Here is a 24,166-nt window from a genome sequence, read left to right on the forward strand (position 1 = left end):
ACCGCACATCGCTTAAGGAGCCGCACACCATGCACCTCGACCACAGCCACGACAGGGCCATGGCCGTCAGCGCCGACGCCGCCCGCCCCGACGGTACGAAGCGCGCCCTGCGCATCGGGCTCGGCGGCCCGGTCGGCTCCGGCAAGACCGCGACCGTCGCCGCCCTCTGCCGCGAACTGCGCGACGAGCTGTCCATCGCCGTCGTCACCAACGACATCTACACGCGCGAGGACGCCGAATTCCTGCTCCGAAACGCCGTTCTGCCGCCCGAGCGCATCCAGGCCGTCGAGACCGGCGCCTGCCCCCACACCGCCATCCGTGACGACATCTCCGCCAACCTCGAAGCGGTCGAGGACCTGGAGGACGCGGTGGGACCGCTCGACCTGATCCTGGTCGAGTCGGGCGGCGACAACCTCACCGCGACCTTCTCCAGAGGCCTCGTCGACGCGCAGGTCTTCGTCATCGACGTGGCGGGCGGTGACGACATCCCGCGCAAGGGCGGCCCGGGCGTCACGACAGCCGATCTGCTGGTCGTCAACAAGACCGACCTCGCGCCGTACGTCGGCTCCGACCTCGGCCGCATGGCCCGCGACGCCGAGGCGCAGCGCGGCGAACTCCCCGTCGCCTTCACCTCGTTGACCTCCGCCGACGGAGTGAAGCCGGTGGCCGACTGGGTCCGCGCACAGCTCGCCGCCTGGTCCGCATGACCACCGTGGCGCCGACGGGCATCGCGGCGACTGCCCGGATCGCGGCCGTCCCCGACGGCCGGGGCGGCACCCGCCTGCCCGTCCTGGAGAGCGACGGGCCGCTCGCCCTGCGCCGTACGCGCGGGACCGGTGCGTACGCCCGGGTCACCGTCGTCGGCGCGATGAGCGCGCCGCTGGGCGGTGACCGGCTGGCCGTCGAGGCGGAGGTACGGGACGGCGCAGCGCTCGCCGTGGACTCGGCCGCGGCCACGGTGGCCCTGCCCGGCCGCGGCGGCCTGCACGCCCGCTACGACGTACGGCTGACGGCCGGAGCCGACGCGCGCCTGCGCTGGCTGCCGGAACCGCTCATCTCGGCCCGCGGCAGCGACCTTCGCATGACCACCCGCGTCGAGCTCGCCGCGTCCGCCCGTCTGGTCCTGCGCGAGGAGCAGATTCTCGGCCGGTACGGCGAGGAGTCCGGCACGCTCACCACCCGCCTCACCGTCCTGCGGGCCGGCCGCCCGCTGCTTGACCAGGAACTGTCGTACGGTCCGGGGGCGCCCGGCGGCTGGGACGGGGGAGCGGTGCTGGGTGGGCATCGGGCGACCGGCCAACTCATCGTCGTAAACCCAGACTTTGAGAACAAACCGCCAGAAACCACTCTTCTGGGCGACAGCGCGGTCCTCACCCCGCTCGCCGGGCCCGCCGTGCTGGTCACGGCGGTGGCGGTCGACGCGCTGCGACTGCGGCGCGTACTGGACGGGGCACTTCAGACATTTGGGTGACCGCCATGTGCACCGCTCAGCGGGACACGGCTCTCCGGTTATGGGATTGGTAAAGAACACGAGTACAGGCTGTTGCCCGGACACCTTCAGGCGACAGGATGCGCCCGTACATGATCTGACCATGACCACTGTCGTCACGTACGGCACAACACTCACAGGGGGAGGCACCACTTGAGGCGTACAGCAGCGCTCGGCTCCGCCGGCACTCTCATAGCGGGCACCTTGATGGCCGGTGCGATAGCAGCGCCGGCCGCCGGCGCCGAGGGCCGCAGCACCAGCACGTCCGAGGCGCGCGGCGTGCGGATCGCCGCCGACCGCGCGGCGAAGACGGGCATCGACTGGCGCGACTGCCCGGCCGACTGGGGCATTGAGAAGCCCATCCAGTGCGGCTGGGTCACCGTCCCGGTCGACTACGCCAAGCCGAATGGCCGGAAGATCAAGATCGCCGTCGACCGCATCGGCAACACCGGCTCCAAGGAGGACCGTCAGGGCGCTCTCCTCTACAACCCGGGCGGCCCCGGCGGCTCGGGCATGAAGTTCCCGCGCCGGGTCACCACGAAGAACCCCCTGTGGGCCAAGACCTCGAAGGCGTACGACTTCGTGGGCTTCGACCCGCGCGGTGTCGGGCACTCCTCGCCCATCTCCTGCGTCGAGCCCGAGGAGTTCGTCAAGGCGCCGAAGCTCGACCCGGTGCCCGACAGCGAGGCCGACAAGCTCGCCCAGCGCAAGCTGGCCGCCGAGTACGCGGACGGCTGCCAGGAGCGCAGCGGCTGGCTGCTGCCGCACATGACCACGCCGAACACCGCACGCGACCTGGACGTCGTCCGCGCCGCGCTCGGTGAGAAGAAGCTGAACTTCCTCGGCGTCTCGTACGGCACGTACCTGGGCGCGGTCTACGGAACGCTGTTCCCGGGCCACGTCCGCCGCATGGTCGTCGACAGCGTGGTCAACCCGTCGAAGGAGAAGATCTGGTACCAGGCCAACCTGGACCAGGACGTCGCCTTCCAGATGCGCTGGGACGACTGGAAGCAGTGGGTCGCCAAGAACGACGCGACCTACCACCTCGGGGACACCCCCGAGAAGGTCGAGCAGCAGTGGGTGAAGCTGCGCGCCACCGCCAAGCAGAGCCCGATCGGCGGCGTCGTCGGTCCGGCCGAGCTCGTCGGTTTCTTCCAGAGCGCGCCGTACTACGACTCCGCCTGGGCGCACACCGCCGAGATCTGGAGCAAGTACGTCGCGGGTGACACGAAGGCGCTCGTCGACGAGATCGCGCCGGACATGTCGAACACCGCGGGCAACGCGGCCTCCGAGAACGGCAACGCCGTCTACACGGCCGTCGAGTGCGCGGACGCCAAGTGGCCCACCAGCTGGAAGACGTGGGACCGGGACAACACCAGGCTGCACCAGGACCACCCGTTCATGACGTGGGCCAACGCCTGGATGAACCTGCCCTGCGCCACCTGGTCGTCCAAGCAGCAGACCCCGCTGAACGTGAAGTCCGGCAAGGGGCTGCCGAAGGTGCTGATCGTGCAGGCCGAGCGTGACGCCGCCACTCCGTACGAGGGCGCCGTCGAGCTGCACAAGCGATTCAAGGGCTCGCGCCTGATCACGGAGAAGGACGCCGGCTCGCACGGCGTCACCGGGCTGGCCAACCCCTGCGTCAACGACCGGGTGGACACCTACCTGCTCACCGGAAAGACCGACAGCCACGATGTGACGTGCGCCCCGCACGCCACACCGAAGCCGTAACGGTCTGAACGGGTGAGGGGGCGGCCGGAGAAATCCCGGCCGCCCCCTCCTCGCGTCTACCGGGCGCCGGCGAGCCAGGCGTCCTCCGCCGCGTAGTCGAAGGGTCCGCCGCCGGGCCCGTACCTCTGCGACAGTTTCGGGAACGCCTCCCGCCAGTCCTGGCGGCGGAGTTGATCCGCCAGCCACTCCACCGTGGCCGACAGCGACTCGGTGTACGTCGTCACCGGCCGGTATCCCAGCTCCCGCTCGGCGGCCGACATGTCGAAGACGATCGGGTGGTCGGGCCCCCAGGGCGTCTCCCCGAGGCCGTCCCGCGGCGGCGGCCCGTCCACGAGCACCAGCTCGCTCCGCACCCCCATGACCGCGTCGATCGCCGTACTGATCTCCGCGACCGTCGGCACACCGGGATCACCGGCGTTGAGCACCCGCGCGCCGGGCCGCGCCGCCGCCAGCCGGATCAGCTCCCCGACGTTGGAGACGTGCACCGGGTGGAACTGGCTGAGTCCGCCGTACGCCAGGATCCTGACCGGCCGCCCGTCCAGCGCCCGCTTGACGAAGTGGATCTCGCGCGGAGTCCGGCAGTACGGTCCGTGGACCGCGCCCGCGCGCAGCAGGGTGGTCGGCAGCCGGTCGGCGGCGGCCAGCAGATGCCGTTCGATCGCGACCTTCCTGGTCCCGTACGTCGTGTCACCCGGCGCCACGGTGGCCAGGCTCTCGCGGATCGGCACCGGGTACTGAGGGAACCCGTCGGGCTCGTCCTGGGTGTCGAAGCTGCGGCCCTTGTCGTCCTCGTAGACGGCGCCACTGGAGATGACGACCGCGGAACCGACGCGGTCCGCGAGCCCCGTCAGCTGCCGCGCGTGACGCTCTTCGAACGCCACCATGTCGACCAGTACGTCGCAGCCGTCGCCGAGCGCGCCGGCCAGCGCCGCATCGTCCTCCCGGTCGACCGATGCCACCCGTATCTCCTGCGGCCAGGTCTCGTCGCGGCCGCCGCCGCGCGACGCGGCGGTCACGTCCCAGCCGTCCTCGGCGAGCGCCCGTACGGCAGCCCGCCCGATCTGTCCTGTAGCTCCGATGACGAATGCGCTTCCCTTGGTCATACGAAGGACGTTATGCGCGCGGGAGACGACGGCGGGGAAACGTTCGCCGTCCGCTGATTCGCCGTCAGCGCAGGAGCCGCGGGAACTTCTTCGCCTGCTCCGCCTTGGCTTCCGCCTTGACCTCGGCGGCGTACCGGTCGACGTACTCCTGCCCGGACAGTCCGAGGATCGCGTACATGATCTCGTCGGTGACCGCGCGGAGCGCCGCCTTCTGGTCCTCCATCCCCGCGTAACGCGAGAAGTCCAGCGGCTCACCGAACCGGATGGTGACGCGCCTGATGCGGGGCAGCACCTGTCCCGGCGGCTGGATCTCGAACGTACCCACCATCGCGCACGGCACGACGGGCACCCCCGCCTTGAGCGCCATCGCCGCCACTCCGACCTTGCCCTTGTAGAGCCGGCCGTCGTGCGAGCGGGTGCCCTCCGGGTAGATCCCCAGCAGCTCATCCTTGCTCAGTACGCCGAGCCCTTCGCGGATGGCGGCTTTCCCCGCCTCCTTGCCGGACCGGTCGACGGGGATCTGACCGGCGCTGCGGAAGAACGCGGCGGTCAGCCGTCCCTTGATGCCGGGGCCCGTGAAGTACTCCGCCTTGGCGAGGAAGGTGATGCGCCGTCTGATGATGGCGGGCATCAAGAAGTGGTCGGAGAACGACAGGTGATTGCCCGCCACGATCGCGGCGCCCTCGTCGGGAATGTGCTCAAGCCCCTCGATCCGGGGCCGGAAGAGCAGTCTCAGCAGCGGCCCCAGAAGGACATACTTGAGCACGTAATAGAACATGAGGCTGCTCCTCGTTCCGCCGGATCGGCTCCAGGGCTGCGTACTGCCAGGTCACTGGGTATCGCGGGGGGACCGTCAGTGTATGGGCAGCCGTCGTCCCGCGTAACCGTGCCTGGCCGGGGCAATACCAATCTGGTGCCGACGTTCCTGGTATGTCATCAGGTTCGTCGATTCGTCGATTCGTCGATTCCTCGGAGTGTCGGAGCGTCAGAGCGAAGCCATGATCCGGCGCGGCGCGTCGAAGATGCGGCTGAATGCCTCGACGGCGGCCGGCGGCTGGCTCATCTCGTCCCGCTCGGAGGAGAGCGCGTACCAGACCTGCTCCATCGACGGCGGGCCCACGGCGAGGTTGCGCGGCGCGGCCTGCTTCGAGGCCGCTTCACCGGTGTTCACCACATAGGCGACGGCTATGGAGCCGGTGCGCCTGACGCCGGCGCCGCAGTGGACGAACACCCCCCGCCACGGGTCCGCCTCGAACATCACGGACCAGCACGGCCATGCCGTCGTGCTCGCTCCGGCGGGCGGAGCCGAGGACCGTCCGCACGGCGGACGTGAAGCTCTCCCATCCGCGCACGTCCAGTACGGAGGCGAACAGCCCGGCCATCGAGGAGTCGCTAGTGTCCTCGACGGCCGAGGAGGACCGTACGACCAGCGGCCGCCCTTCCTCACCGGTCAGCTCCCGCCAGGCCGCGCGCAGCGCGGCCTCGCCGTGCGCCGCGGTCGCCGACGGCGGTGCGGGCATGAGGGTGAAGCCCGGCAGTACGGGCAGCCCGGCCGCGGCGGCGCGGGCCAGGTTCGCCGCCTTGGCGCCGGTCACCGCCGGGTTCCGGGCCTCTTCGGCCTCCAACGGAATCACCGCCAGCCGCTCCAGGCCGCTGCTCACAGCAGACTCCTTCGGTCACGCGCGAAACGTCCTGTGGCCCACTCTGAACGCGTCCCCGCGTCCGCGCGATCGCAGCGCGGGGAGTCCGGCGACTGGCGCGGCACGGCATTCAGCCGGCGTGGAACTCTCCCCTGAACGGGATCTCGAAGTGGACGGTTCGAAACCCGCCGTCCTCGCTCGTCGTACGGTCGTCGAACACCTCCGTGGCGAGGCTGCGCCAGAAGCCCTCCGCGCCCGGGACGTCGACGTTGGTGTGCAGGTAGACGCGCTCGTAGCCCGGGGTCGCGGCGGCGAACTCGCAGGCCATTCGCACCATCGCCCGGGCCAGCCCGTGCCTGCGGTGTGCGGGGCGTACGTAGACGCGGGCGAGCTGGGCGGTGCGACCGCAGGGGTAGCGCTCGGCGAGCCACTGGGGGTGCGGCGGATGGGCCGGGCCGCGTGAGTGCACCGCGGTGGTGCCCACCACCTCGCCGTCGCGTACGGCCACGAACAGGACGTGGCGCGGGTCGTCGAGGTACGTGCGCTCGATGTCGACAACGTCGGCGTGCCAGGCGGGAACGTAGCCGTACTGGAACTCCCGGTAGAAGGTGTCGAGCATGACGCTGCGCGCGCCGTGCACGTCCTCGGGGGTGGCGTGACGTATCACGTACGGGCCAACCTCCGCACGCCGTGTCAGGTCTTTCATCGTTGCCTCTCCGGAGCCCTGCGGGCCGTTACTGGAAATGAAAATTGTTTCGGATAGTCTCCCACGTCATGAACCGCACCTCCCTCGCGAGGCCCCTGCCGGACGCGGATCCTGGGCGCCGCCCGGGGCCAACTGCCGTATAATTTAGGCAGCGGCTTCGCGTACGACGGCGTACTCCGATCATGAGCAATCCAATCGAGGATTACGCCATCATCAGCGACCTCGAGACTGCCGGAATGATCGGCAGGGACGGGTCGATCGACTGGCTGTGTTTTCCGCGCTTCGATTCCCCCGCCTGTTTCGCCGCACTGCTCGGCACGGGGGACAACGGATTCTGGCGCGTCTCGCCCGTCGGCGCCGCGGCCTGCTCCCACCGGGCGTACCGCCAGGACACCCTGGTGCTGGATTCGTACTGGGAGACCGAAGCCGGGACCGTACGGGTCACGGATTTCATGCCGCCACGCGGTCAGCACCCCTGCGTCGTGCGCACCGTGGAAGGCATATCCGGATCCGTCACCCTGCGCAGCGAACTGAAACTGCGGTTCCACCAGGGCAGGGTCGTTCCCTGGGTACGGGCCAGCGACAATTTCACGGTCGCGGTCGCCGGACCGGACTCCGCCTGGCTGAGCGCCGACGGCGCGGTGCGCAGGCTGGAGCGTGCCGACTCGACCCTCCTGGAATTCACCGTCCCGGCGGGCAGACGGCTGACCCTGATGCTGGTGTGGACGCCCTCGCACCTCACCGCCCTGCCCGCGCCCCTGTGTGTCCCGCCGGAAACGGCGCTCAAGGCGACCACCGACTTCTGGCGCAACTGGGTGGCCCAGTGCCGCTACCAGGGACCGTGGCGCGATGCCGTTGTGCGGTCCCTGATCACCCTCAAAGCGCTCACCTACGCCCCCACGGGCGGCATCGTCGCGGCCCCCACCACCTCGCTGCCCGAATGCATGGGCGGTGAACGCAACTGGGACTACCGCTACTGCTGGCTGCGCGACTCCACCCTCACCCTGTCCTGCCTGCTGCGCAGCGGCTACCGGGACGAGGCGACGGCCTGGCTCGACTGGCTGCTGCGCGCCATCGCCGGCGAACCCGCCGACCTGCAGACGGTGTACGGCATCGAAGGGCACCGGCACCTCCCCGAGAGCGAAGCGCCCTGGCTGCCCGGATACGAGGGGGCGAGCCCGGTCCGGTTCGGGAACGCCGCGGTAGGCCAGTTCCAGCTCGATGTGTACGGCGAAGTGCTGGACACGCTCTACTGGTCGCTGCGCGCGGGAATCCCGATGCAGCCCCACATGTGGAGCCTGGTCAACGCCCTGATGAGCTATCTCCAGCAGCACTGGCGCGAACCGGACGAGGGACTGTGGGAAGTCCGCGGACCCAGGCGCCAGTTCGTCCATTCCAAGGTCATGTCGTGGGTCGCCGCCGACCGCGCGCTGCGCATGGGAACGCTCCTCGGCAGGAACGGGTCCTCCGGTCAGTGGCGGGCCATGCGGGACGCGGTGCACCAGGAGGTGTGCCGGGAGGGGTGGGACGCGCGGCAGGACTCGTTCGTGCAGTTCTACGGTTCCTCCGCCCTCGACGCGTCCGCCCTCCTCATTCCCAAGCTCGGCTTCCTGCCGGCCGACGACGCACGCGTGCGCGGCACGGTCCGGGCGATGCGGGCGCTGGACCACGACGGCTTCGTACGGCGATACGCGCACAACGGCAGCGGCGAGCACAGCGTGCACAGTGTGGACGGGATGCACGGCTCCGAGGGCACCTTCGTGGCGTGTTCGCTCTGGTACGCCGACGCCCTGGCCGCGACCGGACACCTGGACCAGGCACGCGAGACCTTCGAAAGGGTCCTGGGCGTCCGCAACGACGTGGGTCTGCTCTCGGAGCAGTGGGACCCGCGTCGCCGCCGCCAGCTGGGAAACGCCCCACAGGCCTTCAGCCACATCGCCCTGGTGGAAACGGCGTTCGCGCTCCAGCGGGCCGGTGTCACCCCGGAGTAACGCTCACCGGACCGCCGTAAGCAGCACCATCCCCGAGTCCCCGTAATCAGGCAGCGTCGGATCGGCGTCGATCCGCGTGACCGTGAGCTGGGCGGTCAGCGGTGTGAAAACCTCCCGGACGACGGCCGGGTTCACCGGACAGCCGGGCCACTGCGACGCGGGACCTATCCGGTACGTCGGCATGTTCTCCATGAAGGCCGCCACCAGATGCCCACCGGGCGCCACCGAGCGTACGAAACAGTCACAGAAGTCCGCGAACTCCTCGCAGTCCTCGGTGACACCCTCCGCGACGAAGTTCATCGACGCGATGCCGTAGGTGCCGGGCGTCAGGTCCCGGACGTCGGCGTGGACGACGCGGACCCGCGCAAGGGCCTCGGGCAGCGTTCCCGGCAGGCCCGGGTTCAGCCGCCGGCACAGTGCGTAGAAGGGCTGCCAGCTGTCGTCGGGGCCCCGGCCCAGCTGCCGCCTCAGGTACGCGACCCCCGCGGACCCGGCTTCGACCGCGTCGATACGGTGGCTCGCGGCCGCCGCGAGCATCAGCGGATACAGGTTGGGCCCGGCTCCGAACTCGACCGAGCGGGCGACCTCGCCGGCCGCGAACCGGCGGTAGAACGCGGAGTGGTGCGAGATGACCGCCGCGTCCGACGGGTGCAGTTCGCGGTAGTTCTCCGCGAGGTAGTCCTGGACGGGCCAGCTGTCCCAGTCCACATCGTCGTTGCGGATCGGCGTACGCCCGGGCACGGCACTCTCAGCTCCCCGTCCGCAGTGCGAAGTGCTCGGAGAGCCGGGTCAGTGTGTCGTTGAGCCGCTCGATGTCCTCGTCGGAGTTCAGGGCCGTGATCTGGATGCGGAAACCGACCCGGTCGCGCGGTACGAGCGGGTAGGCCGCCAGGGTCACGTAGATGCCGTTGTCCCACAGGAATCCGGCGACCGCGTCGAGGTCCGAGGCGTCCGCCAGCGGAATCTCCACGATCGGCAGCACGCCGTCGTTCGGTGTTTCCAGGCCGAGGCGGCGGACGTGGTCGAGTACCCGCACGCTCTTGGCGTGCAGGCCGGCGCGGATGAGGTCACCGCGGCGGTCGTTGACGTCCAGACCGGCGAGCGTGGTGGCGAGGGACGCCGTCGGCGAGGGGCCGGAGTACAGATAGGGACCAGCGGCGACCTTCAGCAGGTCCTTGAGCGAGGTGGGCAGCGCCAGAAAGGCCAGCAGTGACGAATACGCCTTGGAGAAGCCGCCGACGAGCACGATGTTGTCGTACGTCTCCCCGGTGTGCCGGACGACACTGTTACCGCGCGATCCGTACGGGCAGAGCTCGTCCGCCCGCCGCTCACCGATGACACCGAAGCCGTGCGTGTCGTCGATGTAGAGCGTCGCGTCGCGGTCCCGGCAGATCGCCGCCAGTTCCGGCAGGTCCGGAATGTTGCCGGTCATGCTGTTCACACCGTCCAGGCAGACGAGCCGGGACGACTCGGCCGGTACGGCGCGCAGCAGCGCGTCGAGCTGGTCAGGCCGGTCGGCGCGGAACCGCTGCAAGGTCGCGCCCTGCCCCCGGGCGGAGACACAGCCGTCGTACACGGTCCGGTGCGCCGCGGCCTCGACGAAGACGTGCCCCTTGCCCGCGAGGACGGGGATCACCGAGTGGTGGATGAGGGTGGCCGTGGGCAGCAGCAGCGTGTCCGGAGCCCCGAGCAGCGCGGCGAGCCGCTCCTCGATCTCGGGGTAGAGCCGTGGGCTGCCGAGCAGCCGCGACCAGCTGGGGTGCGTTCCCCAGCGGCGTACGGCCGGCTCGATCGCGTCGATGATCTCCGGCTCGCAGTCGAAGCCGAGGTAGTTGCAGGAGGCGAAGTCGATCAGCCAGTGATCGCCGCTGCGGATGTGCCGGCCGCGTACTTCGTCGAGGACCGCGTCACTCATCGGGCTCGTCCGCCGCAGATGTTCCAGATCACCCCAGCGTGGATCCACTACGCCCAGGGGCTGAGCAGCCGCTTCTCGCATGCTCTTCTCCTTTCCCTGGGCGTTTCCCCGGGCGGCCGGGCGGGTGACGACTGCCCGGTTTCCGGGCCGTTCGGCCTCCGGCCGGAAGTGCCCGTCGGGGTGACGCAGGAGGTAGTCACCCTGCTCCACCGTCATCGGCCGGGCGAAGAGATAGCCCTGCCCGAAACGGCAGCCCATGCAGGCGAGGAGATCGCGCTGTCCGGCGTCCTCGATTCCTTCGGCGATGACCTGAAGGCCGAGTGTGTCGGCGATGTGGACGATCCCCTCGACGAGCGCGACCTGCTGGGCGTCCTTCGTGATGTCGTCGATGAACGACTTGTCGATCTTGAGTACGTCGATCGGGAACTCCCGCAGATAGCGCAGCGAGGAGAATCCCGTACCGAAGTCGTCGACGGCTATGCGTACGCCCAGCTCCTTGAGCGCGTGCATGACGGCCTCGATCTGACCGTCCCTGCGCATGAGCACGGACTCGGTCAGTTCCAGCTGCAGCGATCCCGGCGAGAGACCGGGGGTCGCGAGCACCTTGCACACGTCGTCCAGGAATTCGGTCTCGCGGAACTGCCGGGCCGACACGTTGACGCTCACATACGGCGGAGTACGCGGCGTAGCGCGCTGCAGCCCGGCGATGTCGATGGCGGCGCTCCCCATCACCCAGGCGCCCAGTGGCGTGATGTGTCCCGTCTCCTCGGCGAGCGTGATGAACTGCTGCGGCGGGACCAGGCCGCGCTGGGCGTGCGGCCAGCGGGCCAGCGCCTCGAAGCCGACGACATCACCCGCGGTGATGTCGACCACGGGCTGGTAACGCAGGGCGAACTCCTCGTTGGCGATGGCCGTGCCCAGACTTGCCTGAAGGTCGTGCCGCTCCAGCATGCGAACGCCCAGCCGCGGCTGGAAGCGCCGCCACTGGCGCTTTCCCGCGGCCTTGGCGGCGTACAGGGCCAGGTCGGCGTGGCTCAGCAGCTCCTCGCTGTCGGCGCTGTCCCTCGCCGTGGCCACGCCCACACTGGCGGAGACGCTCACCGAGGCGTCGGACAGGCGGAACGGCCGGTTGAGGGTCTGTACGACCTGTGCGGCCAGCAGTTCGGCGTCGATGGGCTGCTTGGCGTCCTCCATCAGCACCGCGAACTCGTCACCGCCGAGCCGCGCGGCGGTGTCGGTGCGGCGCAGGGTCTCCGACAGCCGGCTGCCCACCGCGGTGAGGAGCTGGTCCCCGATCGTGTGGCCCATCGTGTCGTTGACGATCTTGAAGTCGTCGAGGTCGATGAAGAGGACGCAGGTCAGGGACGACTCGCGGCGGCCGCGCAGCAGCGCGCGCTCGATCCGCTCCAGCAGCAGCGTCCGGTTGGGCAGGCCGGTCAGCGAATCGTGAAAGGCCCGCTGCGTCAGCTCGTGCTCCAGCTGGCGCTGCTCGGTCACGTCCCGCAGGGTGACGACAAGCCCGCGGACGGTCCTGTCGTGGCGCAGGTCGCGGCACCGGACCTGCACTTCGATGCGACCGCTCTCACGGGGTACGTACCAGTGATCCTGCGACTCGCGGTGGTCGCCGTTCCACATGGCCGTCAGGACCCTGGCCGCCCGGTCGCGGTCCCGCGCGTCCACCAGATCGGGCAACGGCGTACCGATCAGGTGTACGTCGCCGAACACGGCCTTCGCGGAAGGACTCGCGTAGCGGACGCTGTTGTCGTCGCCGACGATGAGGATGACGTCCGCGGCGTTGCGCACCAGCGTGCGGAAGTACGCCTCGCTCTCCCGTCGGATGATCTCCTGACGGAGGGCGATGCGTTCCATCGCCAGCCCCGCGTGGGACGCCAGGATCTCCAAGGAGCTGCGCATCTCCGCGAGGTGCTTCTGGGGGCCGGCCGCCAGCAGTACGCCGGGCAGCTCGCCCCCGGCCGGCCGGTCGGGCTGGATCATGGGGCACACCAGGGCAGTCGGCAGATTCGCCAGGCCGGCGGCTATCCCGGGGCCCAGTTCCGCGACCGCCACCAGGTGCGTGCGGCGAAGGCCGAGGGTGACCGGCTGGCCCTGCGGCGTCCGGCCCGTACTGGCGTCCCGCCAGTCGCCGGGGCCGGAGCGTGAAGGCTCGGAGTCCTTGTGCCAGTCTTCGCCGGGACTGGCCGACAGCAGCATGCTCGCGTGCCGGACCCCGGGCCCGAACAGCGTGGTGACCGCGGCCTCGCAGGCCCGCGCGATCTCCCGCGGCTTCATGGCCGAGACCAGCGAGGCTGCCGCCGTCCGCAGGGCCACTTCACGGGCCACCGCCTTGCGGTGTGCCACGACCATCCCCGTGAGACGGAAGATGACCAGCAGGACCAGGGCGCCGGAGAAGGCGGCGATCACGGCCGCGTCATGGGGAGTGCCGCGCAGCCCCTCGTACAGCAGGATCCCGGGCGCGATCAGTACGGCTGCGGACAGCAGCACGAGCCGCATCGGCGGCGGAAGCAGGGACTGCGGCTGATGTGCCCGCGCGGTCAGCTCCAGCATCGACGGATGCAGCGCCGCCAGTCCCCAGGCCGTGTAGAAGACGACCCAGCCGGTGTCCAGCAGTGTGCCGGTCTGCCACAACCCGTTGAGCTGGAGGATCCCGTACGCGATGTCGAATCCGAGCAGCGTGAGCGTGCCGAGGACGAGCAATTGCACGGAGCGGTTGCGGCCGGACAGCGAACCCGGGGTCAACAGCCGGACCAGTAGGGCCAGTACGAGCACGTCGCCGAGGGGGTAGGCGATGCTGATGGCACGCTGCACCCACGTCAGGCCCTCGACCTGCGCGAGCGGCTGCACCAGGAAGACCCAGACCGGCAGGGCGAGTCCGGCGGTGAAGATCAGCGCGTCCAGCAGGCTCGGCAGGTCACGGCCCACCCAGCGGTACCTGACCAGCCCCAACAGCCCGATGGCGAACAGGGGATACGTCGCGAGATAACAGGCGTCCGCCGGCGAGGGGAACGGGTTGGACGCCTGGAAGTACTCCTCCATCACGTTGTAGTACGTGTCTCCCGCCGCGAACGCGAGCAGCGCGGCGGCGAGCACCCACCACGGCCAGCGGTGCGCCGGCTGGTTGATGCGTACACCTATGAGTACGGCTGCCACACCCGCGAGACCGATGGCTCCCCAGAGCGGCGTACGCGTCGGCGGCAGCATCATGTAAACGCTTGTCGCGCCGACGACGAGGACGACGTAACCGGTCATCAGCCCACGGGTCGTCCGAGTCACGGGCATACGCCTCCTCTTCGATCCTAGGCACAGCCGGTACGCCGGTGCATCCCCCGGGCCGCATCCCACCGGCTGGTCATGAGGTGCCTCCGATGGGGCGGCCGAGCGCGTGCAGCGACCAGCCGGCCGAGCGCCACCGCCGTGCGTCGAGGCAGTTACGGGCATCCAGCAGCAGGGGCCTGCGCACGACCGCGGCGAGGGCGCCGGGGTCGATGTCCCCGTACTCCGGCCAGGGGGTGAGATGCAGGACCAGGTCAGCGTCCTGGCACGCCTTGCGGATGTCCGGGGCGTAACCCAGGTCGGGATATACGGCGCGCGCGTTGTCCATGGCCTGCGGGTCGTGCACGCGCACGACGGCCCCCTGCTGGCGCACGGCCGCCGCGACGGCGAGGGCGGGCGAGTCGCGCACATCGTCGCTGCCCGGCTTGAAGGCCGCGCCCAGTACGGCGACCCGGCGTCCGGCGAACGACCCGCCGGTGAGCCGCCTCGCCAGGGCTACGGTGCGCCACCGCTGCCGGGTATTGATGCGGTCGACCTCGTGCAGGAAAGCCACCGCCTCGCCCGCTCCGATCTCTTCGGCGCGGGCCGCGAAGGCCCGGAAGTCCTTGGGGAAGCAGCTCCCGCCGAAGCCGAGGCCCGGTTCGAGGAAGTCAGCGCCGATCCGGGAGTCCGCGCCGACTGCCTTCGCCAGGACCGTCACATCGGCGCCCGCCGCGTCGCACACCTCGGCCATGGCGTTGATGAAGGACACCTTGGTCGCGAGAAAGGAGTTCGCCGCGGCCTTGACCAGTTCGGCCGTGGCGGGGTCGGTGCTGAAGAACGGCACCCCCGCGCGCAGCATGGGGTCGTACACCGCCCGCAGGGCCGCTTCGGCGTGCTCCGAGGTGACGCCCACGACGATCCGCTCCGGCCGCATCGCGTCCTCGACCGCGGAGCCCTCGCGCAGGAAATCGGGGTTCCAGGCGACCTCGCTCTCCCGGGTGGCAGCGGCGAGCCTGCGCCCGAGCCGGGCCGTCGTGCCGACCGGCACGGTGGACTTGCCCACGACCAGAGCACCGGGGCGCAGATGCCGCCCCAGATCGTCCACGACAGCGTCGACGTACCGCAGGTCGGCTGCGTCGCTGTCGGGCTGCCGCGGGGTGCCGACGCACACGAAGTGTGTCCTCGCGAACGAGGCGGCCTCGGCGAGGGAGGTGGAAAAGCGCAACCGGCCCGATGCGACGGTCTTGGCGAGAAGTTCGTGCAGGCCGGGCTCGCGCAGGGACGTCCTGCCCGCTGAGAGGGCGGCGATCCGTTCGGCGTCGACGTCGGTGCCCAGCACCTCGTGGCCGAGGCCGGCCATGCATGCGGCGTGCACCGTTCCGACGTAACCGGTGCCGATGACTGTCATCCGCATGGCGCCCGCTCCTAACCGTCCGCCCGCCGGGCGGTACCGGCGTAACCATGGGGGTTGAGCTGCTGGAATCGCCAGGCGTCCACGCACATGTCGGCCAGTCCCCGGGTGGGGCGCCACCCCCAGGCGCGCTCCACCGCCGACGCGTCGGCGACTTGTTCGGGCACGTCGCCGGGGCGGCGGGGCGCGATGTCGTACGGAACGGGCGCGCCGGACGCCGCGCTGAAGGCGGAGACGACTTCCAGGACCGAACGGCCCTTCCCCAGACCCAGGTTGTACGTGTGCATGCCCGGGCTGTCGGCGAGGTGGTCCAGCGCGACGCGGTGCGCGTCGACCGCGTCCATGACGTGGATGTAGTCGCGGATCGCGGTTCCGTCCGGGGTGGCGTAGTCGTTGCCGAAGACGCGGAGCCGATGCCGACGGCCGATGGCCACCTGAGCCAGGCAGGGCATCAGATTGTCAGGAGTTCCGGAGGGATCCTCGCCGAGCAGACCGCTGGGGTGGGCGCCGACCGGGTTGAAGTAACGCAGAGCCAGCACGGTGAACTCCGGGTGCCGGTGGCACGCATCGGCGAGGATCTGTTCGCAGAGCCACTTGGAGGCCGCGTACGGATTGGCCGGACGGGCGGGGGTGGCCTCGTTCAGCGGCCCGTGCCCGGCGTCTCCGTAGACGGAGGCGGTCGAGGAGAACACCAGCTGGTGCACTCCGTGCTCGTGCATCGCCCGCAGCAGTGAGGTGGTGCCGCCGATGTTGGTGTCGTAGTACTCGATGGGCATCCGTGTCGACGCGCTCACGGCCTTGTGCGCGGCAAAGTGCACGACAGCGTCCACAGAGTGGCGGTCGAAGACGGCCGACAGGGCGCGTCGATCACGGATGTCCAGTTCGTACACGGCGCCGACGAACCGGCCGGCGATCCTTTCCACGCGGGCGAAGACGTGGGGAGTGCTGTTGGAGTAGTTGTCGACGACGATCAGTTCGTAGCCGTGGTCGAGCAGCTCGACGCAGGCATGACTGCCGATGAAGCCGGCGCCGCCGGTGAGAAGGAGAGTCGACGGTGGGCTCACGGGCCCCGTTCTGTCGCGGGGAGGCGCTCGGTCTGGGAGCGCCCCATTCACCGGCTCGCTGTGCGTCATGGCAGACGCTCCTGATGGAGAACGTTGTACGCTGCTGATGTATATTTACTCCGTATATGTCCGACTTTGCGACCGTTGTTACCCGATGTCAAGCGGTGACCGGCGGCAAGATCATCAAAGTCGTCAAAGTCGTCAAAGCCGGAGTCACCGGACGAGCGCGGAGGCGGGTCATGCCGAAGGACACGGGGGACGGCGGCGGGCGACGCGCCAGCGACCGGGGGCGTTACGGACGGCTCAACAGGGAACGCGTGCTGGCCACGGCACTGGAAGTGGTCGACCGCGACGGCCTGTCCGCCCTGAGCATGCGCAAACTGGGCGCCGAGCTGGGCGTCGAGGCGATGGCCCTGTACCGCTACGCCCCGAGCAAGGACGCGTTGCTGGACGGGCTGGTGGAGGCCTTCTGGCAGGAATTGCACCAAGAACTGAACCAGGCGCCGGGGACCACGACCGACCCGGCGCAGTGGCGCCGCGAACTGCACCGCATCGCGCTCGCCACCCACCGCGTCGCCCTGCGCCACCCGCACGTCGTGCCCCTGCTGGCCACCCGCATGCTGTCCACGCCGCTGGCTCGCAGGCCCCTTCCCGTACTGCGCGGCGACGAACGCGTCCTGGCGCTGCTGTACGACGCGGGGTTCGGCGAGCGCACGGCCGTGGAGATCCACCGGACCTTCACCGCCTGGCTGCTCGGCTACCTCCTGGTCGAGCTGCGGGCCATGGACGACGAGCCGGGCGAACCGGACCCGGCCTTCCGGCTGGGTCTGCACCGCATGCCGGCGGCCGAGCTGCCACGGCTGCGGTCCACCGCCGTCGCGATGGCCGGCCGCGGCGGCCCCGAGGGGCTGGCCGCGGGCCTGGACGCCCTGCTGGGGTGACGTGCCGGCAGGCGCAGGGGCCGCGCGCCCCGTCTGCGCCGTACGGAGCAGTGCGCGTACTCGTGTGTGCGACGAGGGCGGCGCGGTCGCTTGCCGGTGGCCGTGGCGGGGGGTGGCCTGGCTCTCCCCGGCACCCAGCCGCCAGGCAACCCCGTCCCCGCCCCAGGAGGTCCGGATGCGCTCCAAAGCCACGGTCACCGCAGTCGCCCTGCTCGCCCTCGCCGCTGCGGCCGTGCCGGCTCGGGCGGCGGCCGACACCGATGACCGCAAGTCGCCCAGCGGCCTCTTCCTCACCGTTTCGGGCTCGGGGAGCACCTGGGTCCGGGGTGTCCTGCTCCAGTGCGCTCCCGGGCCCTCAGGGCCCCACCCGGACGCCACCGGCGCGTGCGCGGCGCTCGAGAAGGCGAAGGGTGACTTCGACACGCTGCCCGGGAACCCGCGCGCGTGCACCAAGCAGTACGAGCCGGTGACCGTCAGCGCCTCCGGCAGCTGGCGCGGCGTACCGATGGCATGGCACAAGACCTACCCGAACGCGTGCGTGCTCGACACCGCGACCGGGCCGGTCTTCCGCTTCTGATCACGCGGTGCCCGTGCGGCGTCGCGCAGTGAAGTTTCGTTTCAGCAGCTGCTCGGGCTGTCAGCTCCTCACCGGCTGCGCGACGCGGCCATCCCGACCGTGACCAGTCCGAGCACGACCCAGCCGAACCACAGCCAGCCGTTGCTGCCGAGTGCCGCCGTGTACGCCGAGATGACTATCAGCGTCCCGACGGTGAGCACCCCCATCGACTTGGCAGAACCGGGCATGCGCACCCCCTCCTTCTGATGGAGGGCCATCGTCACCCCTAAAGTGCTCCCGCGCTACTGTGCCGACGTTACCGGCCGGCTAGCGGCCGCGCGCCTGGAGCGAGGCGAGATAGGCGTTGTACGCCGCCAGCTCCTGGTCGCCGTCGCGGTCCGCCGCCCGGTCCGAGCGCCGCGCGACCCGCTGCTCGGACCGGTACCACTGGAAGACCAGCGCGATCAGCACGAGCACCGACGGGATCTCCGAGAACGCCCAGGCGATGCCACCCGCCGCGTGCTGGTCGCTCAGCGCGTCGATGCCCAGCGACGCGGGCGGGTTCGCGTACGTACCGATCATCGGCTGGGTCGCCATCATCAGCGCGATGCCGAAGAACGCGTGGAACGGCATACCGGCGAACAGCTCCAGCATCCGCATCACATAACCCGGGCGGTGCGGCCCCGGATCGATGCCCATGATCGGCCAGAAGAAGACCAGGCCGACGGCGAGGAAGTGCACCATCATGCCGACGTGCCCCGGCTTGCTCGACATCAGGAAGTCGAAGACGGGCGTGAAGTAGAGCGCGTACAGGCTCGCGATGAACAGCGGGATCGTGAACGCCGGATGCGTGACGATCTTCATGTAGCGGCTGTGCAGCAGCATCAGCAGCACCTCGCGCGGACCCTTGCGGTTCCCGCGCCCGGCCACCGGCAGCGCGCGCAGCGCCAGCGTCACCGGAGCGCCGAGCAGCAGGAGGATCGGCGAGAGCATGCTGATGACCATGTGCTGCACCATGTGCACGCTGAACATGACCATGCCGTAGTCGTTGAGCTTGGTGCACATCACGAGCGCCACGCTCAGCACGCCGACGACGAAGAAGATCGTCCGGCCGACCTGCCAGGTGTCACCGCGCCGACGCAGCCGCACCACGCCCCACCCGTACAGGGCGAGCGCCAGCAGGCACCCCACCAGGAAGAAGAGGTCGGGGGAGAACTCCAGCCCCCGTCCCAGCGTGAACGGCGGCAGATCCATGTTCATGCCGCTGCCGTGCCCGCTGTGATCCATCTGCGTACTCCCGTGGGGGCGATGTGGGGGCGACCCAATTCGTGCCGGTTGTCCGCTACAGACTAGAACTGCCCCCGGCCGCGTCCGCGGCCGGGGGCAGTAGTTCAGACACGCACCAAGTTGATCAGAGCACGCACTCTGCCTCGGCGTACCGCTCGGTGGGCACCGTCTTGAGCGTCTCCACGGCCTCGGCCAGCGGAACCATCACGATGTCCGTGCCGCGCAGCGCCGTCATCATCCCGAACTCACCGCGGTGCGCCGCCTCCACCGCGTGCCAGCCGAAGCGGGTGGCGAGGACGCGGTCGTACGCCGTCGGAGTGCCGCCGCGCTGGACGTGGCCGAGGATGACCGGCCGGGCCTCCTTGCCGAGGCGCTCCTCCAGCTCGATGGACAGCTGCCGGGCGACGCCCGCGAAGCGCTCGTGCCCGTACATGTCCTTGCCGCCGATGTCGAACTCCATGGAGCCCTCACGAGGCTTGGCGCCCTCGGCGACCACGACGATCGCGAACCGCTTGCCGGCCGAGAAGCGCTTGCCGACCAGCTCGGTCAGCTCACCGATGTCGAAGGGCCGCTCGGGTACGACGATGGCGTGCGCGCCGGCCGCCATGCCGGAGTGCAGCGCGATCCAGCCGGTGTGCCGCCCCATGACCTCGACGATCAGCACGCGCTGGTGCGACTCGGCGGTGGTCTTGAGCCGGTCGAGGGCCTCGGTCGCGACGCCGACCGCCGTGTCGAACCCGAAGGTGACGTCGGTCGAGGCGATGTCGTTGTCGATGGTCTTCGGTACGCCGACGATCGGCAGCCCCGCGTTGGACAGCAGGTTCGCCGCCTTCAGCGTGCCTTCGCCGCCGATCGGGATGATCGCGTCGAGTCCGAGGTCGGCGACATGGCCGCGGGCCTTCTCGACGCCGTCCCGCAGATGCGCGGGCTGGACCCTGGAAGAGCCGAGAATCGTGCCGCCACGGGCCAGGATGCCGCCTACCGCGTCAAGGTCGAGCGTGCGGTAGTCGCATTCCAGCAAACCCCTCCACCCGTCGTGGAAGCCGATGACCTCGTCGCCGTGATCGACGACGGCGCGGTGCACGACGGAACGGATGACGGCGTTCAGGCCGGGGCAGTCGCCGCCGGAAGTGAGTACACCAATGCGCATGCCCGGAATACCTTTGCAACGTGGGCCGGTGACCGGACCACGTCGTCCGGTTGGATCCCCGTCACCCTACTCGCGCAGAGTGACGGGGCCGAACCGGCAGTCCGACTGCTGGACGACAGCCGGGCGTCAGCCGGCCGTCAGGCAGGCTGCGTCGCCGCCGAGATGCGCTCGGCGCGCAGCGCCTCGTACCACCGGTCGTCAGTGGGCGGCAGCGCGTTCACATCGAGGGCCAGCTTCAGCAGCAGGTCCGCGATGAGGGGGTTGCGGGCGAGCACGGGACCGTGCATGTACGTACCGAAGACGGTGTCGTTGTACGCGCCCTCAGTGCCGTCACCGGTTCCGTTGCCCTTGCCGATCCGCGTCCGGGCGAACGGCCGCGCCGTGGGGCCCAGATGGGTGATGCCCTGGTGGTTCTCGAACCCGGTCAGCGGCGGCAGGCCGAGGCGCTCGTCGATGTCCCCGAGGACGTCGCCGACGCACCGCTCGCCCTCGCCGCGCGTGCTGACCACGTCGAGCAGCCCGAGGCCCTGCTCGCGCTCGCCGAGGTCGTTGATGAACTCGTGGCCGAGGATCTGGTACCCGGCGCAGACCGAGAAGACGATCGCGCCGTTGCTGACCGCGCGCTCCAGACCGCCGTCGCGGCGCAGCCGTTCGGCCGCGAGGCGCTGCGGCCGGTCCTCGCCGCCGCCGATCAGGTAGATGTCGCCCGAAGTGGGGATCGCCTGGTCGCTGCGTACGTCGACACGGTGCACGTCGAGACCGCGCTGACGGGCCCGGCGCTCGACGACGAGGGCGTTGCCCTGGTCGCCGTACGTGCTCAGCAGGTCCGGGTAGATCCACACCAGGCGCAGGCTGTTGTCGCTCATGCTTGCTTGTCCTTTTCCGGTGTACGCGGGGCTAGGGGGATGTCCGGTCGATCTCCGTGGGAGAAGGAGCGGTGTCTGGTGCGGGCAGCTGCGAGGCGGAGGAGGGAGCCGACGCGGAGCGTCGGCGACCGACGACAACACGGCAGATACGCGTGCCAGACACCGCGACGCCGCGGAGATCGACCGGACGCCCCCCTAGTTGCCGACGCGGCGGCGCAGGTCCTGGAACGCGGTGTAGTTGGCGATCGTCTCGATCAGCCCGGGCGGCGCCAACTGCACGGCCTCGTCGAGCGTCTCGCAGACCCGGAAGTCCAGGTTCGCGACTTCGAGGCGCACGGCGAGGTCCAGCTTGCGGTCACCGAGCACGAAGATCGGGTGGCCGGCGAGGCGGGTGTAGTCGACGTCCCACAGCCAGGAGGTGTCCGTGCCGTCCGCGCCGCGCGCGTTGACGGCCAGGATGACCGGCGTGGGCGGCGGGTTGATGAGGGAAAACGTTTCGAGCCAGCCCGCCGGGTTCTTCGCCAGCAGCAGCCGCAGCTCGCGCTCCTGGAACTGGACGACGTCGTACCGGCCGGCGACGGCCTGGACTTCGTACATCCGCTCCAGCGCCACCTGCGGCGGCACACCGAAGACGGCCGCGACCGCAGCCGAGGTGGCGGCGTTCGCCTTGTTGGCGCGGCCGGGCAGCTGGAGGTGGATCGGCCAGGCCGAACCGTGCGGGTCGATGACGTGGTCGCCGCTCAGCACCCAGCTCGGGGCCGGGCGGCGGAAGCCGCACTCGCCGCAGAACCAGTCGTCGCCGGGGCGCTGCATGACGCCGCCGCAGGAGGGGCACGACCAGGCGTCGTCCTTCCACTCCTGACCGGCGGCCACCCACACCACATTCGGCGAGGACGACGCGGCCCAGACGATCAGCGGGTCGTCGGCGTTCGCGATGACGACGGCCTTCGTGCCGGACAGGCCCTCGCGCCACTTCTCGGCGAGCATCCGGGTCTCGGCGGCGCGGTCGAGCTGGTCGCGGGAGAGGTTGAGCAGTGCGATCGCCTTCGGCGTCACATCGCGCGCGACTCCGGCGAGGTACTTCTCGTCGACCTCGATCACGCCGTACTTCGCGTCCGAGCCGCCTGCCAGGGCGGAGGTGATGCCCGCCGGCATGTTGGCGCCGAGCGCGTTGGAGACGACCGGGCCGCTGGCCCGCAGAGCCTCGGCGATGAGCCGGGTCGTGGTCGTCTTTCCGTTCGTCGCGGAGACGAGCACGACGTCGAGATGCTGGGCGAGCCGCCCGAGCAGGTCGGGGTCGAGCTTGAGCGCCACCTTGCCGCCGATCACGGATCCGCTGCCGCGTCCCGCGGCGCGGGACACCGCCGCCGCGGCCTTGCCTGCCGTCACGGCCAGCTTGGCCCGCGGCGACAACGGCTCCGTGTTGCCTGCCATCGTCACTGATCCTCCTTGCATCCGGCGCCGCATTTGCCCCAGGTCCACCGGTCAACGTCGGGGCTCAGCCTATCGAGATCCAGCCGGGCCCCCGCACCCCGGCACCACCGGGGCGCTGCGGCCGCCGGTGGAACGTACGTTTGCCCGTACGCTTTCCGCCATGCGACACCGCCCGATTCCCGGCAGTTCCGGGCTCGTACGACCCATGACACTGCTCGGTGACCCGGCGCTGCACGCGCCCTGCGAGACGGTGACCGATTTCGGTCCCTCGCTGGTCCGGCTCGTCGAGGACATGTTCGCCACGATGTACGCCGCCGAGGGGGTTGGCCTCGCGGCCAATCAAGTCGGCGTACCGCTGCGTGTCTTCGTCTACGACTGTCCGGACGATGAAGATGTCCGGCATGTCGGTCACATCGTCAACCCACGCCTGGTCGAGGCCGACGGCATCACCGTACGCGGTCCCGAGGGGTGCCTGTCGCTGCCGGGTATCGAGGCGGGCACGGAGCGGTTCGACCGGGCGGTGGTGGAGGGGGTTTCGGTGACGGGCGCGCCGGTGCGGGTGGAGGGCACGGGCTTCTTCGCTCGCTGCCTGCAGCACGAGTGCGACCACTTGTCCGGCCGTGTCTACACGGACCGCCTCACCGGCTGGCGCCGAGCGAAGGCCCTGCGGGCGGCGCGGCGGGCGCCGTGGGGTGGCCGGGGTTAGGGCTGGTGGCTTTTCCCCTACGCGCCCCTTCCCGGCTGTGACATGTGCGGCGGAGCCGCACATGTCACAGCCGGGAAGGGGCGCGGGTGGCGGAAGAGGCTCCGCGCACCGGTGTGGCCGTGGGCCGGCGTCAGAAGCCGGGGCCGTCCACGCGGTCGCCGGCGGCGGCCAGGCGGCCCCAGAGCAAGTCTGCGAGGCTGGACACCAACTGCTCGCGCGAGCACGGCCGTTCGCCCAGCCACCAGTCACCCGCCGCGTGCATCATGCCGACGATCCCATGCCCCCACACCCGCGCCAGCTGCTCGCTGCCCGGACCAAGGTCCACCCGCTCCGCGATCACCATCGCCAGCTCCTCCCCGAGCCGCCGCAGCAGCGGAGCGGAGTGGCGGCCGACGTCGAAGCCCTGCTCCGGCTGGTGCGCGTCCTCGGCGGGGTGCATCAGGAACCGGTACACCTCAGGCAGCGCCTCGATCGCCGCGAGGTACGTGTCCAGCGTCGCCTCGACCCGCTGCCGCCGCTCGGCCGGCGCGTCCAGCGCGGCCCGCAGCGCCGAGAGCAGCGCATCGGTGTGGCGCTTGGCCAGCGCGCGGTAGAGCCCGCCCTTGTCCCCGAAGTGCCGGTACAGGATCGGCTTGGTGATCCCCGCCTCCGCGGCGATCGCGTTCATGGAAGCCTGTGGCCCGTCCCGCAGCACCACGCGGTCCGCCGCCTCGAGCAGCTCCCGCCGTCGCCGTGCGGCAGCCGAGCGCTGCTGAGCGTCCTGCTGTGTGGTTTCCATGATGTGTCTCCCCGCCCAAAGCGATTCCGTGACGCCTGGGAAACGTAACACCATGACCGTCGGCCGTGTTGCCGCAGTTGACACGGTCTACTTACCGGTAACAGACTCCTGTTACCGCAAGTAAC

The 24,166-nt window shown here is 70.2% G+C and carries 22 protein-coding genes; 7 read left to right on the forward strand and 15 right to left on the reverse strand.

The features are described 5' to 3' along the window. Window positions 1-29: 29 nt before the first annotated feature. The 3 genes from ureG to ABZX79_RS24190 all read left to right on the forward strand — a co-directional run bounded on the left by ureG (window position 30) and on the right by ABZX79_RS24190 (window position 3,220). Window positions 30-707, forward strand: a complete 678-nt coding sequence (gene ureG / locus ABZX79_RS24180) for an urease accessory protein UreG (protein WP_355261328.1) — start codon at window positions 30-32, stop codon at window positions 705-707. Continuing rightward, a complete protein-coding gene (locus ABZX79_RS24185) occupies window positions 704-1,471 on the forward strand; it encodes an urease accessory protein UreD (protein WP_355261331.1) in 768 nt (255 codons plus the stop codon). Before ureG ends, ABZX79_RS24185 begins: the two co-directional genes overlap by 4 nt. Before the next feature lie 171 nt (window positions 1,472-1,642). Then, on the forward strand, window positions 1,643-3,220 hold the full coding sequence (locus tag ABZX79_RS24190) for an alpha/beta hydrolase (RefSeq protein WP_355261334.1): 1,578 nt from the start codon (window positions 1,643-1,645) through the stop codon (window positions 3,218-3,220). A gap of 56 nt (window positions 3,221-3,276) precedes the next feature. Here ABZX79_RS24190 and ABZX79_RS24195 read toward each other — a convergent pair whose 3' ends face one another. The 5 genes from ABZX79_RS24195 to ABZX79_RS24215 all read right to left on the reverse strand — a co-directional run bounded on the left by ABZX79_RS24195 (window position 3,277) and on the right by ABZX79_RS24215 (window position 6,669). Next, window positions 3,277-4,323 (reverse strand): NAD-dependent epimerase/dehydratase family protein, encoded by a 1,047-nt coding sequence (locus ABZX79_RS24195; protein WP_355261337.1) that lies wholly within the window; start codon window positions 4,321-4,323, stop codon window positions 3,277-3,279. Between the two features lie 64 nt (window positions 4,324-4,387). After that, window positions 4,388-5,101 carry a lysophospholipid acyltransferase family protein gene (locus tag ABZX79_RS24200; RefSeq protein WP_355261340.1) on the reverse strand — a complete coding sequence of 238 codons (714 nt, stop codon included), beginning with the start codon at window positions 5,099-5,101 and terminating at the stop codon, window positions 4,388-4,390. Window positions 5,102-5,308: 207 nt separating this feature from the next. Further along, complete coding sequence (locus tag ABZX79_RS24205) at window positions 5,309-5,497, reverse strand: hypothetical protein (RefSeq protein WP_355261343.1); 189 nt, start codon at window positions 5,495-5,497, stop codon at window positions 5,309-5,311. Next, on the reverse strand, window positions 5,481-5,984 hold the full coding sequence (locus ABZX79_RS24210; RefSeq protein ID WP_355261346.1) for a PEP/pyruvate-binding domain-containing protein: 504 nt from the start codon (window positions 5,982-5,984) through the stop codon (window positions 5,481-5,483). The genes ABZX79_RS24205 and ABZX79_RS24210 overlap by 17 nt, the downstream gene beginning before the upstream one ends. Window positions 5,985-6,093: 109 nt before the next feature. Then, complete coding sequence (locus tag ABZX79_RS24215; RefSeq protein WP_355261349.1) at window positions 6,094-6,669, reverse strand: GNAT family N-acetyltransferase; 576 nt, start codon at window positions 6,667-6,669, stop codon at window positions 6,094-6,096. 182 nt (window positions 6,670-6,851) lie between these two features. On the opposite strand from ABZX79_RS24215, the gene ABZX79_RS24220 reads away from it, so the two are divergent. Then, window positions 6,852-8,660, forward strand: coding sequence for a glycoside hydrolase family 15 protein (locus ABZX79_RS24220; protein WP_355261351.1), 1,809 nt, complete (start codon window positions 6,852-6,854; stop codon window positions 8,658-8,660). Between the two features lie 3 nt (window positions 8,661-8,663). On the opposite strand, the gene ABZX79_RS24225 is transcribed toward ABZX79_RS24220, so the two are convergent. The 4 genes from ABZX79_RS24225 to galE form a co-directional block, all read right to left on the reverse strand. Further along, entirely contained in the window at window positions 8,664-9,401 is a 738-nt protein-coding gene (locus tag ABZX79_RS24225; RefSeq protein WP_355261354.1) for a class I SAM-dependent methyltransferase, read from the reverse strand. Window positions 9,402-9,408: 7 nt separating this feature from the next. After that, a complete protein-coding gene (locus tag ABZX79_RS24230; RefSeq protein WP_355261546.1) occupies window positions 9,409-13,842 on the reverse strand; it encodes an aminotransferase class I/II-fold pyridoxal phosphate-dependent enzyme in 4,434 nt (1,477 codons plus the stop codon). A gap of 100 nt (window positions 13,843-13,942) precedes the next feature. After that, a complete protein-coding gene (locus tag ABZX79_RS24235; RefSeq protein WP_355261357.1) occupies window positions 13,943-15,262 on the reverse strand; it encodes a UDP-glucose/GDP-mannose dehydrogenase family protein in 1,320 nt (439 codons plus the stop codon). 11 nt (window positions 15,263-15,273) lie between these two features. Then, on the reverse strand, window positions 15,274-16,323 hold the full coding sequence (gene galE / locus ABZX79_RS24240) for a UDP-glucose 4-epimerase GalE (RefSeq protein ID WP_355261360.1): 1,050 nt from the start codon (window positions 16,321-16,323) through the stop codon (window positions 15,274-15,276). 239 nt (window positions 16,324-16,562) lie between these two features. Between galE and ABZX79_RS24245 the strand changes: the two genes are divergently transcribed. Continuing rightward, window positions 16,563-17,264 carry a TetR family transcriptional regulator gene (locus tag ABZX79_RS24245; protein WP_355261363.1) on the forward strand — a complete coding sequence of 234 codons (702 nt, stop codon included), beginning with the start codon at window positions 16,563-16,565 and terminating at the stop codon, window positions 17,262-17,264. A 175-nt stretch (window positions 17,265-17,439) separates the two neighbouring features. Next, window positions 17,440-17,841 carry a subtilase-type protease inhibitor gene (locus tag ABZX79_RS24250; protein ID WP_355261366.1) on the forward strand — a complete coding sequence of 134 codons (402 nt, stop codon included), beginning with the start codon at window positions 17,440-17,442 and terminating at the stop codon, window positions 17,839-17,841. 68 nt (window positions 17,842-17,909) lie between these two features. Here ABZX79_RS24250 and ABZX79_RS24255 read toward each other — a convergent pair whose 3' ends face one another. The 5 genes from ABZX79_RS24255 to ABZX79_RS24275 form a co-directional block, all read right to left on the reverse strand. Then, the gene (locus tag ABZX79_RS24255) at window positions 17,910-18,068 is read right to left on the reverse strand and encodes a hypothetical protein (protein ID WP_215128910.1); all 159 of its coding nucleotides are present in this window, start codon (window positions 18,066-18,068) and stop codon (window positions 17,910-17,912) included. 79 nt (window positions 18,069-18,147) lie between these two features. Continuing rightward, entirely contained in the window at window positions 18,148-19,107 is a 960-nt protein-coding gene (locus ABZX79_RS24260; protein WP_355261370.1) for a cytochrome c oxidase assembly protein, read from the reverse strand. 124 nt (window positions 19,108-19,231) lie between these two features. Further along, the gene (locus ABZX79_RS24265; protein ID WP_355261373.1) at window positions 19,232-20,257 is read right to left on the reverse strand and encodes a 6-phosphofructokinase; all 1,026 of its coding nucleotides are present in this window, start codon (window positions 20,255-20,257) and stop codon (window positions 19,232-19,234) included. A gap of 137 nt (window positions 20,258-20,394) precedes the next feature. Further along, complete coding sequence (locus tag ABZX79_RS24270) at window positions 20,395-21,123, reverse strand: glutamine amidotransferase (RefSeq protein WP_355261376.1); 729 nt, start codon at window positions 21,121-21,123, stop codon at window positions 20,395-20,397. A gap of 195 nt (window positions 21,124-21,318) precedes the next feature. Continuing rightward, entirely contained in the window at window positions 21,319-22,557 is a 1,239-nt protein-coding gene (locus tag ABZX79_RS24275; RefSeq protein ID WP_355261379.1) for a MurT ligase domain-containing protein, read from the reverse strand. 160 nt (window positions 22,558-22,717) lie between these two features. Here ABZX79_RS24275 and def point away from each other — a divergent pair, with 160 nt between their 5' ends. Then, on the forward strand, window positions 22,718-23,263 hold the full coding sequence (def, locus tag ABZX79_RS24280; protein WP_355261382.1) for a peptide deformylase: 546 nt from the start codon (window positions 22,718-22,720) through the stop codon (window positions 23,261-23,263). Between the two features lie 130 nt (window positions 23,264-23,393). On the opposite strand, the gene ABZX79_RS24285 is transcribed toward def, so the two are convergent. After that, window positions 23,394-24,041 (reverse strand): TetR family transcriptional regulator, encoded by a 648-nt coding sequence (locus ABZX79_RS24285; RefSeq protein ID WP_355261385.1) that lies wholly within the window; start codon window positions 24,039-24,041, stop codon window positions 23,394-23,396. Between the last annotated feature and the right edge of the window lie 125 nt (window positions 24,042-24,166).

Origin of the sequence: Streptomyces sp. NPDC002994, from assembly GCF_040611155.1 — a bacterium.
In the GTDB taxonomy this organism is placed as follows: Bacteria; Actinomycetota; Actinomycetes; order Streptomycetales; family Streptomycetaceae; genus Streptomyces.

Bases quoted from the DNA above. Each gene is read 5' to 3' on its own strand.
- ABZX79_RS24200 (WP_355261340.1), bottom strand. From the start codon at position 5,101: ATGTTCTATTACGTGCTCAAGTATGTCCTTCTGGGGCCGCTGCTGAGA.
- def (WP_355261382.1), top strand. From the start codon at position 22,718: ATGCGACACCGCCCGATTCCCGGCAGTTCCGGGCTCGTACGACCCATG.
- ABZX79_RS24195 (WP_355261337.1), bottom strand. From the start codon at position 4,323: ATGACCAAGGGAAGCGCATTCGTCATCGGAGCTACAGGACAGATCGGG.
- ABZX79_RS24275 (WP_355261379.1), bottom strand. From the start codon at position 22,557: ATGGCAGGCAACACGGAGCCGTTGTCGCCGCGGGCCAAGCTGGCCGTG.
- ABZX79_RS24250 (WP_355261366.1), top strand. From the start codon at position 17,440: ATGCGCTCCAAAGCCACGGTCACCGCAGTCGCCCTGCTCGCCCTCGCC.
- ABZX79_RS24220 (WP_355261351.1), top strand. From the start codon at position 6,852: ATGAGCAATCCAATCGAGGATTACGCCATCATCAGCGACCTCGAGACT.
- ABZX79_RS24255 (WP_215128910.1), bottom strand. From the start codon at position 18,068: ATGCCCGGTTCTGCCAAGTCGATGGGGGTGCTCACCGTCGGGACGCTG.
- ABZX79_RS24260 (WP_355261370.1), bottom strand. From the start codon at position 19,107: ATGGATCACAGCGGGCACGGCAGCGGCATGAACATGGATCTGCCGCCG.
- ABZX79_RS24245 (WP_355261363.1), top strand. From the start codon at position 16,563: ATGCCGAAGGACACGGGGGACGGCGGCGGGCGACGCGCCAGCGACCGG.
- ABZX79_RS24185 (WP_355261331.1), top strand. From the start codon at position 704: ATGACCACCGTGGCGCCGACGGGCATCGCGGCGACTGCCCGGATCGCG.
- ABZX79_RS24285 (WP_355261385.1), bottom strand. From the start codon at position 24,041: ATGGAAACCACACAGCAGGACGCTCAGCAGCGCTCGGCTGCCGCACGG.
- ABZX79_RS24230 (WP_355261546.1), bottom strand. From the start codon at position 13,842: ATGACCGGTTACGTCGTCCTCGTCGTCGGCGCGACAAGCGTTTACATG.
- ureG (WP_355261328.1), top strand. From the start codon at position 30: ATGCACCTCGACCACAGCCACGACAGGGCCATGGCCGTCAGCGCCGAC.
- ABZX79_RS24235 (WP_355261357.1), bottom strand. From the start codon at position 15,262: ATGCGGATGACAGTCATCGGCACCGGTTACGTCGGAACGGTGCACGCC.
- ABZX79_RS24215 (WP_355261349.1), bottom strand. From the start codon at position 6,669: ATGAAAGACCTGACACGGCGTGCGGAGGTTGGCCCGTACGTGATACGT.
- ABZX79_RS24265 (WP_355261373.1), bottom strand. From the start codon at position 20,257: ATGCGCATTGGTGTACTCACTTCCGGCGGCGACTGCCCCGGCCTGAAC.
- ABZX79_RS24270 (WP_355261376.1), bottom strand. From the start codon at position 21,123: ATGAGCGACAACAGCCTGCGCCTGGTGTGGATCTACCCGGACCTGCTG.